15 protein-coding genes and 1 pseudogene are annotated in these 20,827 nt (G+C 48.9%); 10 read left to right on the top strand and 6 right to left on the bottom strand.

Translation table 11 applies throughout. The features are described from left to right. The 8 genes and pseudogenes from B3K91_RS04305 to B3K91_RS04340 form a co-directional block, all read left to right on the top strand. Positions 1 to 280 (top strand): annotated as a pseudogene (locus tag B3K91_RS04305) (hypothetical protein); the annotation flags it as partial. A 320-nt stretch (positions 281 to 600) separates the two neighbouring features. Beyond that, on the top strand, positions 601 to 1,587 hold the full coding sequence (locus tag B3K91_RS04310; RefSeq protein ID WP_292594056.1) for a LacI family DNA-binding transcriptional regulator: 987 nt from the start codon (positions 601 to 603) through the stop codon (positions 1,585 to 1,587). 27 nt (positions 1,588 to 1,614) lie between these two features. After that, entirely contained in the window at positions 1,615 to 2,862 is a 1,248-nt protein-coding gene (locus B3K91_RS04315; RefSeq protein WP_292594058.1) for an ABC transporter substrate-binding protein, read from the top strand. Between the two features lie 56 nt (positions 2,863 to 2,918). Continuing rightward, a complete protein-coding gene (locus B3K91_RS04320; protein ID WP_102819287.1) occupies positions 2,919 to 3,815 on the top strand; it encodes a carbohydrate ABC transporter permease in 897 nt (298 codons plus the stop codon). After that, the gene (locus tag B3K91_RS04325; RefSeq protein WP_165775380.1) at positions 3,815 to 4,642 is read left to right on the top strand and encodes a carbohydrate ABC transporter permease; all 828 of its coding nucleotides are present in this window, start codon (positions 3,815 to 3,817) and stop codon (positions 4,640 to 4,642) included. Before B3K91_RS04320 ends, B3K91_RS04325 begins: the two co-directional genes overlap by 1 nt. A gap of 12 nt (positions 4,643 to 4,654) precedes the next feature. Then, entirely contained in the window at positions 4,655 to 6,088 is a 1,434-nt protein-coding gene (locus B3K91_RS04330; protein WP_292594061.1) for a cellulase family glycosylhydrolase, read from the top strand. Positions 6,089 to 6,132: 44 nt separating this feature from the next. Further along, positions 6,133 to 7,344 carry a family 1 glycosylhydrolase gene (locus B3K91_RS04335; RefSeq protein ID WP_292594063.1) on the top strand — a complete coding sequence of 404 codons (1,212 nt, stop codon included), beginning with the start codon at positions 6,133 to 6,135 and terminating at the stop codon, positions 7,342 to 7,344. Between the two features lie 77 nt (positions 7,345 to 7,421). Continuing rightward, positions 7,422 to 9,878 carry a glycoside hydrolase family 2 protein gene (locus B3K91_RS04340; protein WP_292594065.1) on the top strand — a complete coding sequence of 819 codons (2,457 nt, stop codon included), beginning with the start codon at positions 7,422 to 7,424 and terminating at the stop codon, positions 9,876 to 9,878. 294 nt (positions 9,879 to 10,172) lie between these two features. On the opposite strand, the gene B3K91_RS04345 is transcribed toward B3K91_RS04340, so the two are convergent. From B3K91_RS04345 to B3K91_RS04360, 4 genes are all read right to left on the bottom strand, one after another. Further along, positions 10,173 to 11,075, bottom strand: coding sequence for an AraC family transcriptional regulator (locus B3K91_RS04345; RefSeq protein WP_292594068.1), 903 nt, complete (start codon positions 11,073 to 11,075; stop codon positions 10,173 to 10,175). A 386-nt stretch (positions 11,076 to 11,461) separates the two neighbouring features. After that, a complete protein-coding gene (locus tag B3K91_RS04350; protein WP_292594070.1) occupies positions 11,462 to 12,184 on the bottom strand; it encodes an SGNH/GDSL hydrolase family protein in 723 nt (240 codons plus the stop codon). 495 nt (positions 12,185 to 12,679) lie between these two features. After that, the gene (locus B3K91_RS04355) at positions 12,680 to 14,086 is read right to left on the bottom strand and encodes a DUF1254 domain-containing protein (RefSeq protein ID WP_292594072.1); all 1,407 of its coding nucleotides are present in this window, start codon (positions 14,084 to 14,086) and stop codon (positions 12,680 to 12,682) included. A 395-nt stretch (positions 14,087 to 14,481) separates the two neighbouring features. Continuing rightward, complete coding sequence (locus tag B3K91_RS04360) at positions 14,482 to 14,928, bottom strand: hypothetical protein (protein ID WP_292594074.1); 447 nt, start codon at positions 14,926 to 14,928, stop codon at positions 14,482 to 14,484. Between the two features lie 300 nt (positions 14,929 to 15,228). On the opposite strand from B3K91_RS04360, the gene B3K91_RS04365 reads away from it, so the two are divergent. Both B3K91_RS04365 and B3K91_RS04370 read left to right on the top strand, forming a co-directional pair. After that, the gene (locus B3K91_RS04365; protein ID WP_292594076.1) at positions 15,229 to 17,214 is read left to right on the top strand and encodes a S9 family peptidase; all 1,986 of its coding nucleotides are present in this window, start codon (positions 15,229 to 15,231) and stop codon (positions 17,212 to 17,214) included. Positions 17,215 to 17,391: 177 nt separating this feature from the next. Continuing rightward, on the top strand, positions 17,392 to 19,212 hold the full coding sequence (locus B3K91_RS04370) for an MGH1-like glycoside hydrolase domain-containing protein (protein ID WP_292594078.1): 1,821 nt from the start codon (positions 17,392 to 17,394) through the stop codon (positions 19,210 to 19,212). A gap of 241 nt (positions 19,213 to 19,453) precedes the next feature. On the opposite strand, the gene B3K91_RS04375 is transcribed toward B3K91_RS04370, so the two are convergent. Then, positions 19,454 to 19,762 carry a hypothetical protein gene (locus B3K91_RS04375; RefSeq protein ID WP_292594081.1) on the bottom strand — a complete coding sequence of 103 codons (309 nt, stop codon included), beginning with the start codon at positions 19,760 to 19,762 and terminating at the stop codon, positions 19,454 to 19,456. 663 nt (positions 19,763 to 20,425) lie between these two features. Next, a partial coding sequence (locus B3K91_RS04380) for a GrpB family protein (protein WP_292594083.1) occupies positions 20,426 to 20,827 on the bottom strand: 402 nt, incomplete at its 5' end.

Consider the following 20,827-nt stretch of genomic DNA (forward strand, 5'->3'; position numbering starts at 1 on the left):
AAAACGGAGTCCCTATTTATTCCTGTATTCTGGTCGTGGTGAAGGGCGGCCTTGGCTGGTCCATCTTCGGTATTATCTGGGGATTGCGATCCTTAAGATCGTGCTCAAGGCCGTATTCTTCTCCAGAATGCCGCTCTGGCTTTCGATGGGAGGGCACCTATTGATGGGCTGGCTATTGGTCTCTATAGTTTACAGCGTGTATATCAGACTAGGGATGTGGTCTATTCTCCTCATGCTCCTGGGCGGACTGTTCTACACGATCGGGGCGTCATATTCATAACGGAAAAACCCACTCCCTTCCCGGGAAAGATAGCACCATGAACTCTGGCACATACTGGTTATGCTCGGAAATTTCATTTTCTTCTCATGATGTTCCTTTATGTGCTTTCGTACTGAAATCTCTCCTATCAATAATATATTAACAGAATCAAGAAAATTGTTCCTGTTAGTTGCCTGTCATTGCTCCTGATTGTCTGTAATCTCTTCTGATTGCTCTTGGTTATAATATGGCTATAATGTTAGAATAACTGCAAACGTTTCCGGATACGTTTGCGGAGGTATCTTCGTCCAATTCTGTTTTCATGGGGGTGTTGTGTGGCAATGGCACGCGTCACTATAAAGGATGTGGCTGTATCTCTCGGTTTGTCGGCATCCACCGTTTCCAGGGCGCTTAATGACAAGGGCGATGTCGATCCGAAAACGAGAAGGAAAGTGAAAGAAAAGGCCTTGGAGCTGGGGTACTTTCCAAACATGGTGGCAAAGGCTCTGAAGGGGAAGGCGCTGGGACTGCTTGGAGTTGTGATAGACGACAACGCTAATCCCTTCTACGCCGAAGTGGTGAAGGGAATGGAACGCCAGGCAAGGGAATACGGTTTTCATCTCCTTCTGGTGAACACTTCCGCCGATTACGAAGAACAGGTCTTCGCTGTCGATTTTCTTCAGAGCAAGGGTGTCGATGGTATTCTGATAGCCCCGGTAGATGACACCAAGCCATACGAAATGGAGGCTCTCAGAGTGCCGTTCGTGGTTGTCGGAAGGCATTTCGAAGAGGGAGATTTCGTAGAGGTGTACAACGATGAGGTTCTTGGAGGTTATCTGGCCACGAAGCGTCTCCTCGACGGGGGCAGGCGCAACATTGTCACCATACAGCCGGCGATGAACATTTATCCGACGCGCGGAAGAAGTGAAGGTTACCGAAAGGCTCTAATGGAGTTTTCCGCAGAACTTTACAGCCAGTCCCGCGAGTTGAAGTCTTCTCCCGAACAGGCCGGAAATTCCCTGAAAGAGTATATCAAGACACAGGGATTGCCCGATGCCATCTTCGCTTACAACGATATGTACGCGCTCGAAGCTATAACCTGCCTGAAAGGAAGGAAACTGAGGGTTCCCGAAGACGTGGCCGTGGTCGGTTACGACGACATTCCCTATTCGGTGTATGTCCATCCCGCTCTGACGAGCGTCGCGCTTGACAAAGAGTGGATGGGCAAAACCAGTGTCGAACTGCTTGTGAGAATGGTTCAGGGTGAGGAGTTGAAAAAGAAAAAGTACATACAGAAACCCGTTCTCAGAGTCAGGGACTCTGGGTAGGAGTAATGGAATAAGGGAGGGTTTAACATGAAAAGGTTTTTTCTAGTTTCTTTGATCGGTTTGCTGCTGCTCTCGGTGTCGGCCTTTGGAGTAATTACACTTGAATTCTGGACCGGCTTCACCGGACCGGACGGGAGGTTCATGCAGGAACTGGTTGACCGGTTCAACCAGGAACACAAGGACGAGATACAGGTGAACATGAGTACCATGCTCTGGGCCGATTACAACACGAAGGTGCCGATAGCTCTCGCGAGCGGAAAGGGACCTGATGTCGGAGTCGCAGCCATCGACAATCTGAGGAGTTTTGTGAGTCAGGGCATGCTCCTGCCTCTGGACAATTATCTGGGGATCATGGGTATCAAGGAGGGCGATATCGTCTCCTCGGTCTGGGATGCGACCCATGTGGACGGAAGTATCTACGGGATCTCTCTGGACGTTCATCCCCTGGTTTTCTACTGGAACAAGGAACTCTTCAGAGAGGCCGGACTGGATCCGGAGAATCCGCCTATGACGCGCGAGGCTTTCATCGAGGCGGCGAAAGCGCTTACCAAAGACACCAACGGCGACGGCACGATAGACCAGTGGGGCACGATGATTCCAGTCGGTTGGCCGAACTACTTCATTTGGTTCTCGGCCTTCTTCTCCAACGGTGGAGAGCTTTTCAATGAAGATCTCACGAAAGCCACTTTTGCCAGTCCCGCCGGTATGGACGCCATGCAGTTCTTGGTAGATCTTGTTTTCAAGTACAAAGTCTCTCCAGAAAAGGTGCAGGTCGATGCCGATATCGACGCTTTCAAGAGAGGAACCTGCGCAATGGAATTCAACGGAATCTGGATGCTCACAAACTACATGGAAGTAGAGGGGCTAGAATTCGGCGCAGGTCCGGTGCCGCAGTTCGGTTCGGAAAGACCGGCAAACTGGGCCGGCTCTCATACGCTGGTGATTTACAAACAGAGGAAACAGGATCTGGAGAAAACTGAGGCCGCCGCCAGGTTCATCGGCTGGATAAGCAACCACAGTTATGATTGGGCTCTCGCCGGGCAGATACCGGTCAACGTATCCGTTCAGAACAGCGAGCAATTCCAGGCACTTCCATATCACAGTTCCATTGCAAAGGGTGTCGCGAACGTCGTCTTCCCGCCATTCTTCCCCAAGTACGGAGATTCGACAGGCCCGATATGGGAGGCGCTGAACCTGGCCATCCTGGGTCAGAAGACCGTCGAGCAGGCTTTGAAAGACGCTGAAAAGATCAGCAACGAAATTTTGCAGGATTGATTATCCCGACGCCTTTCCCGTAAGCGGGAGAGGCGTTCTCTCTAGAGGTGGTCGCTTTGAACACCAAAAAGGCGGTTCCTTATTTGCTCCTGTTACCGCACGCGGTTTTTTTTGGGATCTTTTTCATCTTTCCGCTTTTCAAGAGCCTGTATATGAGTTTTACCGAGTGGGGGCTCTTTCAGGGAATGATCAGATACGTCGGTCTGGACAACTACGCCAGACTTTTCGACTTCGGTGGTTACCGTTCGCAGTACTTCTGGAGTGCCATCTGGGTCACTGTGCAGTTCGTTTTGTACTCGGTACCGGTACTCGTGTCCGTTTCTCTGGCGCTGGCCCTGATTCTCAACAACAGAAAATTGAAGATGAAGAGCTTCCACCTCACGGCCTTCTTCTTGCCTACGGCCCTCTCGGTGACGGTTGTGGCCGTAATGTGGAGGTGGATACTGAACGTTCATTCCGGTCTTTTGAATTATCTGCTGTCCTTCTTCGGAATCGAAAAGATACCATGGCTGACCGATCTTCCCTGGGTCTGGGGAGCGATAATCATCGCAACCGTCTGGTGGACTGTAGGGTGGAACACGGTTATTTTTCTGGGTGGACTGTCGAAGATACCGGAACCGCTTTACGACTCGGCAAAAGTAGACGGCGCCAACGCATTCAGAAGGTTTTTGAACGTGACGCTGCCAGGTTTGAAACAGGTCATGATGTTCGTGGTCATAACACAGGTTCTGGCCGGGTTCGGTCTCTTTGCACAGCCGCAACTCATGACCGGAGGAGGCCCGGGAAGGGCGACCATCCCGATAATGCTTCATATCTACGGTGAAGCCTTCAACCCCTCCAGACCGAGAATGGGCTATGCCACTGCCATGTCGCTTATAACCGGTGTGATCATCGTTTCAGTCACGTTCATCCAGTACTTTCTCTTCACTCGAAAGAGTAAGGAGGAGAGATGATGAAAAGAAGAGGCATAACGGTGAATATAATAGCTCTGCTGATAGCGCTGGTCTTCATCTTTCCCCTTTACTGGACTTTTTTGACGGCCTTCCGTACGGAGGCGCAGATTCTTGAATGGCCGCCGAAGTTCCTGCCGACGAACCTCACGTTAGCCAACTTCGAAGAAGTGCTGGCCCATCCTCAGGATACACCCGTGTTTCAGTGGTTTATCAACAGCCTTTTTGCGGCAGTCAGTTATGCCAGCCTTTCGGTCGTTGTGGGCGTGATGGCGGCCTTTGCGCTGGCGAGAATGCAATTCAGGTTCAGAGATGCTTACTTCAAGATTATACTGGCCTCCATGGCCGTGCCCGGCATGATACACTTTCTCCCTAACTACACAACCATAGACGCTCTTGGCTGGACTGACAACCTGGTTGCGATAATCGTTCCGGGACTGGCCTCGACCTTTGGAATATTCCTGTTGAGGCAGTTCTTCATCAGTGTTCCCAGAGAGATCGAGGAGGCAGCCATAATAGACGGGGCCAACATCCGCCAGAGAATCTTCTATGTTATCGCTCCCCTGGCTAAGGAGTCGATCATCATACTCTGGGTCATGAATTTCATGTCCAACTGGAACGATTATCTCTGGGCCCTTGTGGTTCTCTACTCACCGAACAAGAGAACGATGCCGGTTGGAATGTCGACCCTTCAGGGAAAATACGTGACCCAGTACGGTCCGCTCATGGCCGGAGCCCTCTTCATCGCGGTGCCTTCGATCCTCATCTTTCTGCTTGTGCAAAGGTACTATATCAAGGGCATCGACATAAGCGGCGCCGTGAAGGAGTAAAGGGGTGATGCTGTGAAAAAGACTTTAGTGTTTTTTACGTTTTTGATCGCGGTGATGTGTATGGCATCCTTTGTGAAAGTCTCGCCCGGAGGGAAGTACTTCCAGCACGACGGAGAGGTCTTGATCCCCATAGGATTCAACGACGCGATTACGTGGCCTTCGCTCATATCGTTGAGCTACGGGAACGTTTCGGCCGCCGAAGAGTACTTCGAGAAGCTTTCTTCCTACGGCGTCAACACGCTCAGAATCATGCTCGAATACGCCCAGGACAGATCGGGAGTCTCTCTCCTGGAAAAACCGCTCGGAGTGTACAACGATTCCGTAATTAAGATGTGGGACGAGATAGTCAGACTGGCCGAAAAGTACGATATATATTTAATCGTAATTCCATGGGATCCCTTCTGGATGTACGAGAACTGGGACGTCAATCCCTACAATGAGGCGAATGGCGGACCGATAAAGACCTTGAGCCAGTTTTTGACCGATCCACAGGTCAGGCGATGGCAGAAAGAGCGGTTCAGGTTCATGGTTGAGAGGTACGGTTCCAGTGAGAGGATACTGGCCTGGGAGATGAACAACGAGATAGAGCTCTGGTATGGTCATATCTTCTACAAGGCCGATTATACGATCGGGAACGAAGCACGGGAGTGGCTGGGAGAGATGTCGGCCTTTATCCGTGAGCTGGAGATGGAACTGTACGGCGACAACCACCTCCTGACGGTTTCCACGGCCAGGCCCGGACTGACGGGTACGCTGGCGGGAAAGCTTTACAGATTCGATTACATTGATTTTTTCACCACCCACTTCTACTTCGATACGGTGAAGAACCCATCGGATCCTCTGGCGATTGCAAGAGACGTTTCGGCCAATATAAACTATCATAACTATCTCTTCGGCGACTCCCTTCCCTTCATGGACAGCGAAAGCGGACCGATAGACCGCTGGCCCCAGCCGGCAGGCTTCGACGCGGAGTGCTACAGGGCCTTTTCCTGGTCGCATTTGGCCAGCGGAGGAACTGGCACGGGTCTACGCTGGCCCTACACTTCTCCGCACATGATGCCCGATCGCCTTCTCGAGGTACTTTCTTCCATCTCGCGGTTCGTCGCTTCGGGAGGGATAGACTGGCTGAATTTCAAGGGAGTCAACCTGGATATGGAGATCTCTCTACTTTCCGAGGGAAAGACGGTTCACACTTGCAGCGGAAACGACTACGAAAATTTGAGAGAACTGATCGGCTGGGCCATGTCGGCTTCGAAGATCGGCATGGCGACGCTGGAGCTTAAGGGACTTGAACAGGGCAAATATAGAATGGAGATCTGGCACATCTCTGAGGAGTCCAATTCGCGGCCGGTGGAGTTCTTCGATTTCGAATTTCCGCTCCGGACAAATATAGGGCTGGATATAGACCACAGTAGTTTCGCTTACAAGATCTATAAAGTTGAATGAAGGACCTATCTTCAAGAAATGAAAAGAACACAGGCGGTGATTGAGTGAGAAGAGATTTCATGTGGATAACGGGCATAGAAGATACGTTCGTCAGCGCGACCGACAGCATCTCGGCGAGACCGCTGGACGAATACGAACTGACTCAGCACTACTCTCATTGGAAGGAAGATCTGAGAAGCATCTCCGACACGGGCTTCAAATACATCAGGTACGGAATTCCCTGGTACACGATCAACCCCGAAAAAGGCAGGTACGATTTTTCCTGGACCGACAGGGTCTTCGACTTCATGAGAGAGATCGGTCTGATACCGATCGTCGATTTCATTCACTACGGTACCCCCAGCTGGATGGACAACGGCTTCCTCAACAACGACTTTCCACTGTTAATGGCCGAATACGAATTGACCGTTATGAACAGGTACAAAGATTTCCTCAAATACTACACTCCTATGAACGAACCCTTCATAACGCAAGAATTCTGCGGAAAGCTCTCCGTATGGCCCCCATACCTGAAGGGTGACGATGGCTTTGTCAAGCTGCTCAACGCCACGGCCAGGGGAATCGTAGAAACGGTTTCGTCCATCAAGCGCGAACTGCCGGAGGCCTTTGCGCTGCACGTCGAGGCGTCGGGCCTCTTTTTCAGCGACGATCCCGATCTGGCCGAAACGGTGACGCTGATGAACGAATTGAGGTATGCCACCTACGATCTTGTACAGGGGCTGATCAACAACAATCATCCGCTCATCGACTACCTCAGGAGAAACGGGATGTCCTACTCCGACCTCGACTGGTTCTTACCCAGAAAAATAGAGATAGATGGCTTCGGAGTAAACTACTATCCACAGCTCAGCGTTTACAGAGTTTTCAGAGCGGGAAAAGACCTCAAGACACATTCGCACTACGGGAGCGTCGAGTATCTGAGAGAATTGCTTTTGAGCTATCACAGAAGATATGGCGGCCCGATCTTTCTCACCGAAACCAGCATCAACGGTGAACCCGATCACCAGATACGCTGGTGGAGGGAATCCAGGAAGCTCTTTGAGGATCTCCTGGATGAAGGTCTGAACCTGGGAGGATATACATGGTTCCCGGCAATGGATCTGATCAACTGGGACTACCGGTACGGTACCGCTCCGGTGGAGTGTTATCTTGAACCCATGGGATTCATACAGCTTAAAATGAATCCGGGCAGGGAGTTCGAGAGAAGAAAAGGCGAACTGGCAAGAGCTATGGAGGAAGATCTGAAACGAATCTGAAAGCACGGGAATCTTTCCCTGCTATGAGGTAAAATCGATAGAGTTCTTCACAAATAGATGAAAGTAGGTAAGCCAAGATGCGAAGCGGAAGAAAAAGAATAAACCTGGACGGAAAATGGCGGTTCGATATGTTCGGCTGCGAGCCAGAAGATCTGGCGGAGGTCGAACCGGGAAGAACGATCGACGTTCCCGCCTGTGTTGAAAGGTACTTCCCCGCCGTTACACGCGAGCAGTTCTACCTTTACTACGAACGGAGCTTCGAGCTTGCGAAGCGGCACAACAGGCGCTATTTTCTCCACTTTGGAGCAGTTGACTATCTCTGCAAAGTCTTCCTCAACGGCGAGAAACTCGGTGAGCACATCGGGGGATACCTGCCATTCGAGTTCGAGATAACCCAATTAATTCTAGACAACAACAGGCTCCAGATTCTTGTCTTCGATCCAATCGGCGGGGGAGTTCTGGACAATAGAAAGATTCCCCACGGGAAACAGAACGGAGAGCCGAACTGGTACACCAACATCTCCGGTTTATGGCAGAGCGTATGGATCGAAGAGAGACCTGAAGTCTACATACATGACCTGAAGATAGAGGCTTCCTACCTTCAAGGAAGGGTTCGTGTGAGTTTCAAAACCGATTCAGTGATCGACGGAGCAGTGCTAACGCTTCTGGATAGAAAAGGAGATACCATCTCTTCAAAGAGGGCGGTCTCGAATGAAATAGATTTACCTGTTTCCGGAGTCTTTCCGTGGTCGCCCGGAGAGCCGAATCTCTACGATCTCGTTCTGGAGATCAGCTCGAGGGGCGTCCACGATCGGTTGAGCGTCAGAACCGGGTTCAAGGACTTCCAGACAGCTTCAGGCCGCCTCCTTCTCAACGGGAGGGATTTCTACATCAAGGGTGTACTGGATCAGGACTTCTATCCCGAGACTCTGTATACGGTGCCTTCCAGGGAGTACCTGGGCGAGAGCTTCCGTAAATTGAAGAGAATGGGCATCAACACTTTGAGACATCACGTCAAAGTACCCGATCCGCTTTATATGGATCTTGCCGACGAAATCGGGCTCCTCGTCTGGCAGGATTCACCCTATTTCGACGAGTTTTCTCCCACCGGCTCGCTGGAACTCCTCAAAACTATACGGGGAGCGATCGAGCGCGACCTTCACCATCCTTCTCTGTGCGTCTATTCGATAATAAACGAGTCGTGGGGGATAGATCTAACCGATCGGGAACAGGCCGGCTGGCTTGCAAGAGTCTTGGACGAACTGAAGCAGGATTATCCTTCGATTATCTTCACCGACAACTCAGCCTGCATGGGCAACTACCACCTGAAGAGCGATTTGAACGACTACCACTTCTACGCGAGCTCGATAGACCGCGGAAAGCTCTGGAATTTTCTGATAGAGTCTTTCTCGAACAACCCGGCCTCCTTCTATCTCCGAGAGTACAGAGACAACTTCGAGGAAGAACCGCTCTTGGTTTCGGAGTTCGGCAACTGGTCTCTGCCTCCGAAGAAATGGCTCGAGAAGAGAGACTGGCCTCACTGGTTTTCACACATCTTTAAAAATGTCGCCATGACCCGTCCCGGGGGGGCAGGTGAAAGATTTCTGGCTAGTGAAATTGCCCGGGAGTATTCGTACGACGAGCTCTTCGAAATCTCGGTGGAGAATCAGCTGGAAAACTTGAGGATGGAGATCGATAAAATAAGGCTTCACGACAGGATACGCGGATTCGTGATAACGGAATCGAGCGATATTTTCTGGGAGTGCAACGGACTTTTAACCTTCGATAGAGACTTCAAATTCCCCCCCGAAAGGCTCGGAGCACTTCTCGAAAACGACCTCTTCGTGGCGTCTCTTGAGAGCGACACGCTCTGGCTGGGCCAGGAGGCTAGGCTTCTGGTAAGGCTTTTCAAAAGACTTCATGGCGAAACGATCTCCGTGGAGTCCGACGGCCTTTCCATCGAGCGCAGAATAGACGGTTTGGAGGGAGAGACGGTTGCCCTGTCGCTAGATACGTCTTCCATGAGTGAGGGTGTGAGAGCGTTGACCGTTCGCGTCGGAAGGGCCGCCTCCACCGTTCCGCTCCTGCTTTGCAAGAGGGGAGAAACAAAGCTTAAATTGATTAAGACCTCGAAAAGCGGCCCTTCGGAACCGGAAGACAACACCGTCCTAGTACTCGAGAGAGCCGGAATGAACGTTGGTATCTCCCCTTATTCGGCCAGGACCGTGGAGAAAGAGGATCTCCTTTCGGGAGACTGGATAAGCGGGATATTCTGGATCGTAAAAGATCTTTCCCCCTTTGCCCCAGGTGGTCACTTCAGAAAGTGTCACGGCGGGTTGATAGCCGGTAGGCCGATGATCGAAAGCGAAGGCTTTTCGAGGAGATTGATCGGAATAACATACGGCTGGCTGGCCGGATTTTACGGTTATCTAGATATGCTGGAGGGTCACAGGTTCGTCACGACGATGAATATAGATCCCTCCACTCCGCAGGGAAATCTGCTTCTCAGACAACTCGAAACTCTTCAGTATTGAAGCGCGAAAACTCATAGACGGCGATTTCGATATATCGATGTAAATTACTCTACGATGCTTCGAATAAATTGAAGTGTTAAGTTGTATAACTCAGCTTTGACAGCAAAATGGAAGAAATCGCAGGAAGAAGTTCTGAAAGTTTCATAAATTCGTTGTAGATACTTGAATCACTTTCGAGATAAGGTGCCATGCGTTATTGCTTGTCGCTTTGTGTTTGCTTGCTTTGTAGTTATGTGTAGCGATATCATTAGGTGCCATGTTTCTAAGACTCATGGAAAAATAGGGACTCCATTTTTACTTCAGAAGTTTAACGGGACGGCAGATAGAATATCCATAATTCTCCGGGTCGCTCCTCTGGTAGATCGGATTCTCAGTGTTCCATTCATAACCCGAGTCTTCGGGATTCCAGTTCCAGGCCAGCTCATTGACGGTTGACATGACTGCGGTGTTTTCTTCCTCGTAATTGTAAGTCGGGTAGTAGAAGACAACATACTCACTCTCTGAAACAACAGTACACTCCATACCTTTGGGAACCTCTCCTCTGTAATCGATTGGCACTTCGATTCCGTATAGATAGCCCCGCTTATCTCCCTCGAAATACCATCCGCCGATCTGACCGTGAAGGCTTTGAATGCTTTCGAGCAAACCCGTCACTGTGTGACAGTCCTGACCGGGAATGCTTTCTTGAAGTTCCCAGAAGTGGAAGTATCCCTTAGCGTTGATATTCCTGATTCCGATGAACTTGTGTGCAGGCAGTTTCTCGATCTTCACTTCGATCCTCTCCAGTTCCTTTTCGCTCAAGTTGCACCTCCTTTTGATGCCCAGAAAGTGGGGGTCGTACACGATCCTTTTCAGCAGAAGGGGAATAGGCTTTGGGGACATTCTGAACTCTTTGGGTGAAATAGAATATGCTTTCTTGAACGATCTGCTGAAAGCCGCCTGCGAGGAAAACCCATTGTCGATAGCTATCTCGGCGATCGACTTCTCTGTATCTCGAAGCTCCAGCGCGGCCTTGCAGATCCTTCGAAGCCGGACGTAATCTCTCAGCCTAATCCCGGTAAGAGCATGGAACTTCTTTGTACAGTAGAATGGCGAGTAGAAAAGGTTCTCGCTCACTTCCGAGAGAGTTAGCCCATCTTCTAGATTTCGCTCGATAAGTTCGATTATCTGCTGAACGTTTTCGTGCCATTCGTACACAGCGATCCCCTCCTGAAACAAATATATCTGAAACGAGGGCCGAATTCTTGATTTGAGTTGCACAATATGAAATGCAATCATGAATCAAGAGCCCTAGGGCTTACTGGCAAGAAGTTCACTAGTACAATCGATTATGGGACTCATAGTAATGTGTTCCAAAATAACTACATAAGAAAACTCTGCTCGCAAAACGGAAAAGCAAAGAGATACTCTGTCGAATCCTAAGAAACGTAATTGGTCCTACTACTGGTCCCTTAAGAACCGCTGAACGCTGTGAAGAGCCGTCCTTTGCTTATGAAGAAGAAAGAGCTTCCTTAAACAGGATCCCGGTCAAGTGAAAATGAATAGTTCCTAGTCCTTTGTTCCAATCATGAGCACTGAAGGAATCAGCTATCTGGAAGCGAAAGCTTCCTCAAGAACTCCGAGGCGCAATCTTTGATCAGGGTTGCTCCCGTGGTATTTTGATGAACATGATCCACCGTCAACAGAAAGCCATTTTCCTGCGAGAGAGCGTCCCAACTCTTTCTCAACAAGATGTGTTTGAATATCATTCTCAATGTGAATTCCCAGGAGACTTCCCGCCCTGACGAAGGTCTTTTGTCTGCCTTTTTCAGGTAATCGCGCTGACGTTCATTGAGATCCATATAGCACAAGTCCATCTGTGAGGTTATCTTCTTGATTAGTTCAGAATACTCGACGCTTCTTTTGAAGAGAATATGTTCGGAGTCTTCTGTGATCAAAGGCAGCGACATTACGCCTATATTAGCAATGGAAGCGGTCTTAAGCCTTTGCAATATTTCGGCGAGGTTTCTTGCGTAGCTCTCTTTTGAAGGTCTCTCGGGTAGTCTATTCTTTCTGATATAGGCTTTCATGGTCTTTTCTGAGTAGGTCGCCCACACGTCATTTGTTCCTACCAGGAGAATAGCAATATCTGGCTTCATGCTGGTCACTTTCTCGATTCTCTTGAGAACGTCATAAGAGAGGTTTCCATTCACTCCACTATTTATAAACTCAAGCTTTCCCCGGAATTCGCTTTTCAGCATCTCGAAGTAACTTGCACCCACTCGACCATAGGTAATACTATCTCCAATACAGACAACGGTATTCATGCACACTCTCCTCATTTTCACTTCATACTATTATAGTCTTTCATAGTTTTATCCACGTCGATAATCTACCGGTTTGAAAGACTATCATTTCTTTGAGGGTAGTATGAAATGGAGGACTTGCCAGATATGGGGAAAGGGAAAATACATATCTCATGCTGCTGTTCCCGTGTGAACCACATTTGGTTAGGGTTGCAAAGGAAGGAGAGTTAGTCGCTAAGCCTCGTTGTTGGAAAATGACTTGCTATAGCGAAAAACGGCGCCCGCCGCGAAGACAGACGCCCATTTACAGAATTTCTTAGAAGCACTCAAGAAAACGCCACGCAATCCACTCATGGGTCTTTGTGGTGGTACGTCTCTTTCTCTTTTCGTTTTTCCGCTTGCTCAGCTCTTCTTAGATTCCTTGCCGTCAAAGTCGAATCACAGTATTACAGTTTACGCTAGACATCAGTCATCACCGATCACAGAAGAGTTTGTGAGTTGTCGAAGTCAACGCAACTATTCACTGATCTCTCCGGCTTTTTGAACTGGTGGCGGACAGTAAAGGGGATCCAGCCCTTCGGGCAATGGTATATAGATCCTCATGGTGAGCTTGAACTCCCCGTCAGGTGTCGGAAGCCAGTTCGACTCTTTTGAAGTCCCGGGTGATTCATGCTGCAGATATAGAACCAGAGAGCCATCCTCGCCATATTTCAATTCTGATCTATCGCCGATAGAGTATCTGTTCAGGGGATTCTCCACAAGGAACTGGTCCTTGTCGTACATTGTGAGCGACCAGAATCCTCTCGGATCAACCGGAGGCAACCGATCCTTGCTGAAGGTAATGACGTAGTTGTATTTTGAAGCATCCAATGTGTCACCATCGCTATCAGACAGACAGTTCGGATAGAAGGTCTCTTCCAGATCGTTCCCATAAAGTCCAAAATGAGCTGCCGCCGCCCTCATCAGATACAGACCCTGCATTCTGTCCCTATTACCGAAGATTCTTTCTGGCAAAGACCAGCCGTCCTGAACGATCCCTATCTTCGTCTCCATTGCATAGATCTCGTCCCGGGCTTCAGTTATTGCCTCCTCTACAGCTTCTCTTACGGCTTCTGAAAGGCTATCGGGATCGAATGGATAATTCGGTCCGATTCCGATCCTAGAAAAACCGTCGATTAGAGCCTCCTCCGAAGGGTGTATTTCAAGCTGCCCGAGAAGAAAGTTGACGTATCCGATAAAACCAGTCGAGTCGGCAACACTTTGATCGAAAGGAGGCAGATCTACGGAACGAGTCTCTTCCGTAGAAGGATTTCCGCAATAATCGCTGAGAGCCTGCGATTTGTACTGCTGCTGTATCTCGAGAACCCTTTGAAGGTCTCCTTGCAGTTCACTGTTCACGCCGGTTCTCACTACGCAGTAGACAAAATTACCTTCGCTGTACACCACCCTGTCTATGCCTGCGGGAATTTCTCCATCCCAGTGTGGACCGGCAACCATGAACGTCGTCGGGCCGGGGCCGGTCGTTCTCGCTCCAATATATGCTAAGTTGTGAGTGTACATGTCAACCAGCTGGAATGAGAAGTATCGGGCCGGGATCGCCGGGATGAAGATCACAATAGGTTCGACCGTAAGATCCATCCAGATCATTGAGTAGACGGTGTCGTTGTTTGGACGGACAATCATCTTGTTCTTTGGTCCGTATAGCTGTTTGTAATGTGTGAACTCGTTCAGCTCTCCCCAGCTCAACAGCTGTAAGAACATTGTTCTGTAGTGTTCGAGCATAGGGTAGGCGAAAATATAAGCCTCCTTCGCTATGGACTTCGCCTCGATAGGATCAAGAGTGAGTTCTGGCTGAAAGGAGAATAGGCTCGAGATCAACATAATCAGTATGAAACAGGTCATTACCAGTCTCTTTGAAACCACGGATACTCCTCCTCTTTCCTGGGAACTAAGACCAGTGTTCAGTTTAATTTGGCAATCATGAAAACTCCAATCGTGTTTCCAGTTAAAATGAATGGGCATAATGTGACTCTTAGCTGAAGCTGCAATGATTGAATTAGAGACGGGAATTGATTTTCTAATTGGAACTACACCAAATTTCCTGATTCCAAGATCAGATTCAAGACGCGAGACACGGCTAGTCAAAGGGTATTAAGCAAGTATAAGTTTTGAGCTAATTATACAGGGAGACACTCCAAATCAACATTGACGGAAACTCATGCAGCAAAAAGAGCAAGAATCGCGAACTACGCGTCTTCACCAGAAATTAGGTTGTCGAAGATGATAAGCGAATGTGAGCCCTGGCCGAAAGACCGGGTTCAATTTATTCTGGTGCCGACCGAGCCATCTAGCTTGACACGATACCGGGGGCCGGCATAGTCAGTAACGTACATCCAGTTTCCGGCTACGCCGTCGAATTGCCAGATGTTTATGTTATTGAGCTTCTCTCTTTCCGACTTCTGCAGGTAGTCCTTCGCAACGAGAAAACCGTTGAAGAGGTCGGTAGACATGTTCAGTATAGATCCGAAGACGAAGATAATCGCGGCTCCAATAATCATGGAAAGCAGCTTTCCCACTGCTCTATCCCTTTTGAGAAAAGCGATCATAGATAAGATAAAGCCCACAACTCCCAGAGCCATAACAGAGAAGACTGGCAGCGGAATCAATGAGAACTGTATCTGGGCAAAGAGCAAGACAACGAAGGCCAGACTAAGAAAGAAATCCCAGTTGCCTAATCGTGAATGTGGAAGGAAGGTAATCTTCATGCCAACATCTCCTTCATTCAGCCAGCCGGGATTGACACCTGCTATCTGAGGCCCGAGTGAATCCTGCCAAGAGAATGGATGCGATAGCAAAAGAATGAACGATAGAAGAAACCTCTCCTATGTATCTTCTTCAAGATCATATATCTATGAGCTAGAATCTAGAGCGATAAAGTGACTTCAATACAGGCGTTTGAAGTGGACTTTGGTGCGGTGAGAAGGTTGTTGGCAGGCCTTTTGCTTGTTTCCAAAGGATAGACTATGATAGTACTGTCTTTTTATTTCAGATGGGAGGGATATGATTTGAGCGACGGATATCTCACGATAGAGGAGCAGCTTTCGCTTCCTGTTGTAAACAGTCCCGTTATTTCGCCCGACGGCAAAAAGGTTGCCTATACGGTTAGGCGTACAGACTGGAACGACAATAAATACCTAAGTACGGTTGTGGTCTATGATGCGGAAAGTGGGACTGCTCTGCATGTCTCGAACGATGAATTCGACTCTTCTCTTCCCGATTGGGCTCCTGACTCTAGGAGACTTGCCTTTCTCCAGAAGACCGGCGGAGAAAACAAGAACGACGTTATGATCTTCGATTTCGAAGAGAAGCGAACGTTCAAACTGCTTACTTTCGAGAACGACATAAGCCAGATAAAGTGGAGTCGTAAGAACGACGGGCTTTATCTAGTTGCTGCCTCTCCCGAAAGCGAGGAACTTAAAAAGAGGAAAGAGAACTACGGCGAATTCGACTACATAGATGAAGAACCGAAGAACAGCTCGCTTTTCTTCGTTCATCTATCACGCGCAATGAAGAAATACTCTTCAAGGTTCGAACTGCCCAAGGATATGAGATCTGAAGAGACGCTTTTCGATAAGCTGACAGACGGAAAGGAGTTTCATGTTTCTTCGATCGCTCTTTCTCCGGACGGAAATCATGTCGCCCTTCTTGCGCCTCCGACGAGCGATGTCAACGACTTCGACAAAGCAAAAGTATTTCTCATGAATGCCGATAGGAAACTGAAAGAACTGCCGCTGAAGCATCCCAGGGGATTCGCATTCTCTCCTGATTCGAAGAAACTTGCAGTCGTCGCGCCCGAAGAAGAAGATCCCTGGATGGATAACGGGGCCGTTGAGATCGTAGATCTTTCAGATCTCTCAAAGAAACGGGTGGTGGTAAAACACGACCTGAACATAGAGTTGGTCTCCTGGACAGAGAGGGGCTTCTTCGTGAGCTGGATAGAGGACTGCACGATCAGCCTGGGCCTGCTGGGAGAGAAAGGCACCATCGCACGGCTGACGAATGAGGATCAGCTGGTTATGGCTTCCAGCACGACGCCAAATGGAGAGCACTTAGCGATGGCCATGGCCACAGATGATGAACCTGTCGAGATCTACCTCGACGGGAAGAAGATAACGGATATAGCGTCTTTGCAGCCCAAGAGAGAAAGGGTACGAAAGGAAAGACTCTCTTGGAAGAGTAACGACGGCACCGAAATCCACGGCGTCTTGAATCTCCCGGCCGACTTCGACTCGATGAAGAAATATCCGCTTGTGGTGCTTGTTCATGGAGGCCCCACCTGGACGGCCCTTGCTGCGAGAGTGACCAGCAGTTATTACCCTGTCGAGCAGCTGGTTTCTAAAGGTGTACTTGTGCTGGAACCTAATTACCGTGGGAGCGAGGGCTATGGAAGAGACTTCAGGAAACTGAATTACAGAAATCTGGGGATTGGAGATTACCAGGACGTGGTTAGCGGTGTCGATCATCTTATCGAAAAAGGGTTCGTGGACGAAGACCGCATCGGAGTAATGGGCTGGAGCCAGGGCGGGTACATCTCGGCCTTCTGTGCAACTTACGGAGAGAGATTCAAAGCCGCTTCGGTGGGAGCCGGGATATCCAACTGGATGACTTATCATGTGAACACAGACATCCATGAATTCTGTCACCGATACCTCGGCGACAACCCCTGGGAAGATCCTCAGATATACAAGCAGACTTCGCCTATGACTTACATAAGGAATGCGTCTACTCCAACGCTCATCCAGCATGGCGGCTCGGACACGAGGGTTCCACCACCTAACGCCTTCGAACTTTATCAGGGGTTGAGAGAGATGAACGTTCCCGTCAGACTCGTGATCTACAAGGGCATGGGTCACGGTGCAGACAAGCCCGGCCTCCACAGGGCGATAATGACTCAGAATCTCGCCTGGTTCAGCCACTATCTTCTCGGCGAACCTTTAGAAGAGTCTTTCAAATTGAAAAGGGTCGATCGGGAGAAGACAGAGAAAAGCTAACACAGCAGGGCGTTTTGCATTGCTGCCTGGAATATACAGTGTTCTTGTCTGCCTGTGTCAAGACAGTGCATTCCAAGATCGTCTGAAACGAGTGGAGAGGTTCGGTTAGCGGGCTTGGATAAGTACAAAATCGAGATTCGAAGAGCCTCATAACCCTTCAGTCCGAGAGGTGTTGAAATGAAGATCTTCAAAAATGGAAATCTTATGGTCGTGACAGATGACAAAGGGATCATCGACTGCGAGAGCGAAAAGGCGGCCGGACTTTACCTGGAGGACACCCGTTTCATTTCGAGAATGGTCCTCAAATCATCGTTACAACTCAGAAGACTTCACTCTGACTTTTCATGGGACGGAATTGAAGTCCGCTATCTTGGCCTATCTAAACCCGAGGCTCCACATTTCGATATCTATGTAACTGAAAGCCTCCGTGCGGAGGGAAACACACTTTACACAGAGCTCATGGTCAGGAACTATTCGGCAGAGGATATAGAAGTGTCCTTCGAATTTGAAATCAGCTGCGTCTTTGAAGACATGTTTTCTGTTAGAGGAGAAAACGACGCTTACAAAGGGCTGGATATATCTAGGACGCTATCATCATCTACAACGAATAACTTTGAGTTTGAAAGTGACTTCGAGAAAGACATCGTTGAGAACTCTCTACCGGCTCTTTCAATGAAATTAATGTCTGGCGGAAGTTCCAGCCTTTCCGGGAAGCTCAGACTCAGCAAAGAATTGAAGAAAGAAGTGATCTTCAAGAAGATGTTGTCGGAAAGACCCGTGAAGGACTTCTCACCTGTCAAAAACACTCCACTGCTGAATGAAAGGGAGCTGGGGGATCTCAAGACTCTCATGATACCCACGATCTACGGGGACTTTCCTGGAGCCGGTCTTCCCTGGTACGCGACCGTCTTCGGAAGGGACAGCCTCATCTTCGGCCTTCAGACAGTTGATCTCCTTCCCAAAATAGCGAGAAATATTCTTACGGTACATGCTCACCTTCAAAGTAAAGAGGAAGATCACAAGACCGAAGCGCAGCCGGGAAAGATCGTTCACGAGACACGCCTGAACGAGCTTTCTCTGTCAGGAGAACTCCCCTTCGAAAGATACTACGGCACGATCGATGCTACCCTTCTCTTCATAATGCTAGCTCACAGGTATTACGTTCAGACAGATGACAGTAACTTCGTGAAATCCATCGAGAAGAACATCGTGGCAGCTGCAAAATGGATCGACGATTATGCCGACCCAGATAACGACGGATATATCGAGTTTGCTCCTTCGGGCAGCGGCCTCGTAAATCAGGGCTGGAAGGATTCCTCAGATTCGGTGAGCTTCGCAGACGGAAGGCTTGCAGAACCGCCCCTTGCCCTCGTAGAGGTTCAGGGATATCTGTACGACGCTTTCAAATGCCTCGAAAAGCTCATGGTTCTCTTTGACAAAAGAGAGATGGCCTCGCTCTATGCCTCTAGAGCGGCAACTCTAAAGATCAATTTCAATCGTGATTTCTGGCTCGAGAGCGAGAGCTACTTCGCTACGGCTCTCGATAATAACAAGAACCCGGTCGATTCGATAACTTCAAACCCAGGCCACTGCCTCATGACAGGGATAGTGGACGAAGACAAAGCAGAGGCGCTAGTGGAACGGCTCTTTTCCGAAGAAATGTACACCGGCTGGGGAATAAGAACGCTCTCGAGCAGAATGAAGCGCTACAATCCCTTCTCCTACCACAACGGTAGCGTCTGGCCGCACGACAACTCGCTTATTCTGCTTGGGCTTATGAATTACGGTTTTTCGGAAAAGGCCAAAGGGCTCGCTCTAGACCTCTTGAAGGCGAAGGAAAGGCATCATGACAATCGCCTCCCCGAACTCTTCAGCGGTCTGTCAAAAATCGAGACGTCAGGAAAGTTAATAGAGTATCCCGCCAGCTGCTCACCTCAGTTGTGGTCAACAGGAACGCTCTTTGTGATCTCAAGTGTTCTGGCGTCTGATTCAACCTGAACAAATCCTTGAACATTAAGAGGTCTGAAAAACCATTCCGGCTATAGAACTCGCTCTAAAGAGCTCTAATAGTTCTTGTTAATTGTAGGCGCCTTTTGTCTGGAAGACACTTCATTTTGGAGCGATGGAATAGTCTGTCATTCCATTTGCGCTTTCTGATCTTCTCTTAGGCATGAAAGGATTGATCGAGATCTGTGTCCCTTGACTGCCATCAAACTGTTCACTCAAATGAATAGAACCTCTAGTCTTGCTTGTCAGGTATATTGCTGTCGTCTGCTTTCAATGAACTGTCTCCGGACTTCTCGCTCTCTTTCCTCAGCCGCTTTGCCTTCGCCTTTGCTTTCTTTGCGTTCTTTTCTTTCACCTTTTCGTACATGTCTCTTATCCAGACATCGACAGGCGCCTTCCACTTCTCCGCTTTGTTGGGTATATTCTTTATCATCGTCCTTGGACTTATTCCCAGTTCCTTCGCCATGCGAATCGTTTCATCACCGACTTTGCATCTCTTCTTGACTTCTTTCCATTCTTCCTCTCTTTTCTTGTTAGCCATAATAACCTCCCGAAAACTTCCTTGGTTTTCTGAACAGTAACCGGCGCTATCACAAGCCTTAAACCATGAAGCTCATCTTGCAGTGCAAAACAGTAAACACGCCGGTTATTAAGAAAGAGACTTCTAACCCGGAGTTGTGAAGAAGTACTTCTTGTTTACAAATGAAAGTTTAGCATACCTCATCTTCAGAAGGAGAAATCACTGAAGAATTTGTGCCATAAACTTTACAAACAAGTCATCGTATTTCGATTATGAGACTCACTTCCGCTTATATAAATGAAGTCATGGATTGAGTGAGCATAATTATACCAGTGGCTCAAATAGTATGATTTGCTGGAGAAGAAAGCCTCTCAAGACCATTGAAGAGTCTAGAGCGGGATCCTCCATCGAGAAGCTTCGATCGGTTTCAGAGTCAACGAAATGCAAGAAAGCGAGTCTGTCACTGAAGAGGAGACTAATAAACGTGAGAGGGATTCCGCTTGACCTTGATGTGATCTCCCGGGAGCCCGACATATTTGGACCGTTGTCAGCATGCCCGAAATAAATAGCAAGACGGAGCCGTTCTGAGACCAAAATGCAAGCAGACTCCGTTGTGGTTCTGAGAGGGCAGTGCTCTCTGCATGCCCGATTGCTCACGAATACTCTGCCCGTATTGCGGCAATATCAATCTTCCTGCCGTCTTAGTATCCCCTGTATGAACTCGGCCTTTCCATTTGTATAAGCTTCTCTGTTGTCTCTGAATTTTCCGGCAAGCTCTTCTTTGAGATCGGCGTATTGTTCTGCGGCCTCTGGGTTTTCGCGCAAGTAGTCCCTGAAGAAGATGTGGTCTCTCCAAAACTTGCTCTCAAAAACGACCATGTGTACGTGATAATCAATCTCGCTGCCGGATCTCTCAAAGTATCTTCTCTCCGGCATTGAATCCTCGTGTTCGGGTCGGTAAAGATAGCCCGTTCCTTCAATGAGCGGTACACAGGAGTCGGCCTGTTCAAGTGAAGATACGCCAATCATTATGTCGATAACCGGTTTTGCCCTAAGCCCCGGGACGGCCGTACTCCCTATATGTTC

This window comes from Mesotoga sp. UBA5847 (assembly GCF_002432735.1).
Classification (GTDB): Bacteria; Thermotogota; Thermotogae; order Petrotogales; family Kosmotogaceae; genus Mesotoga.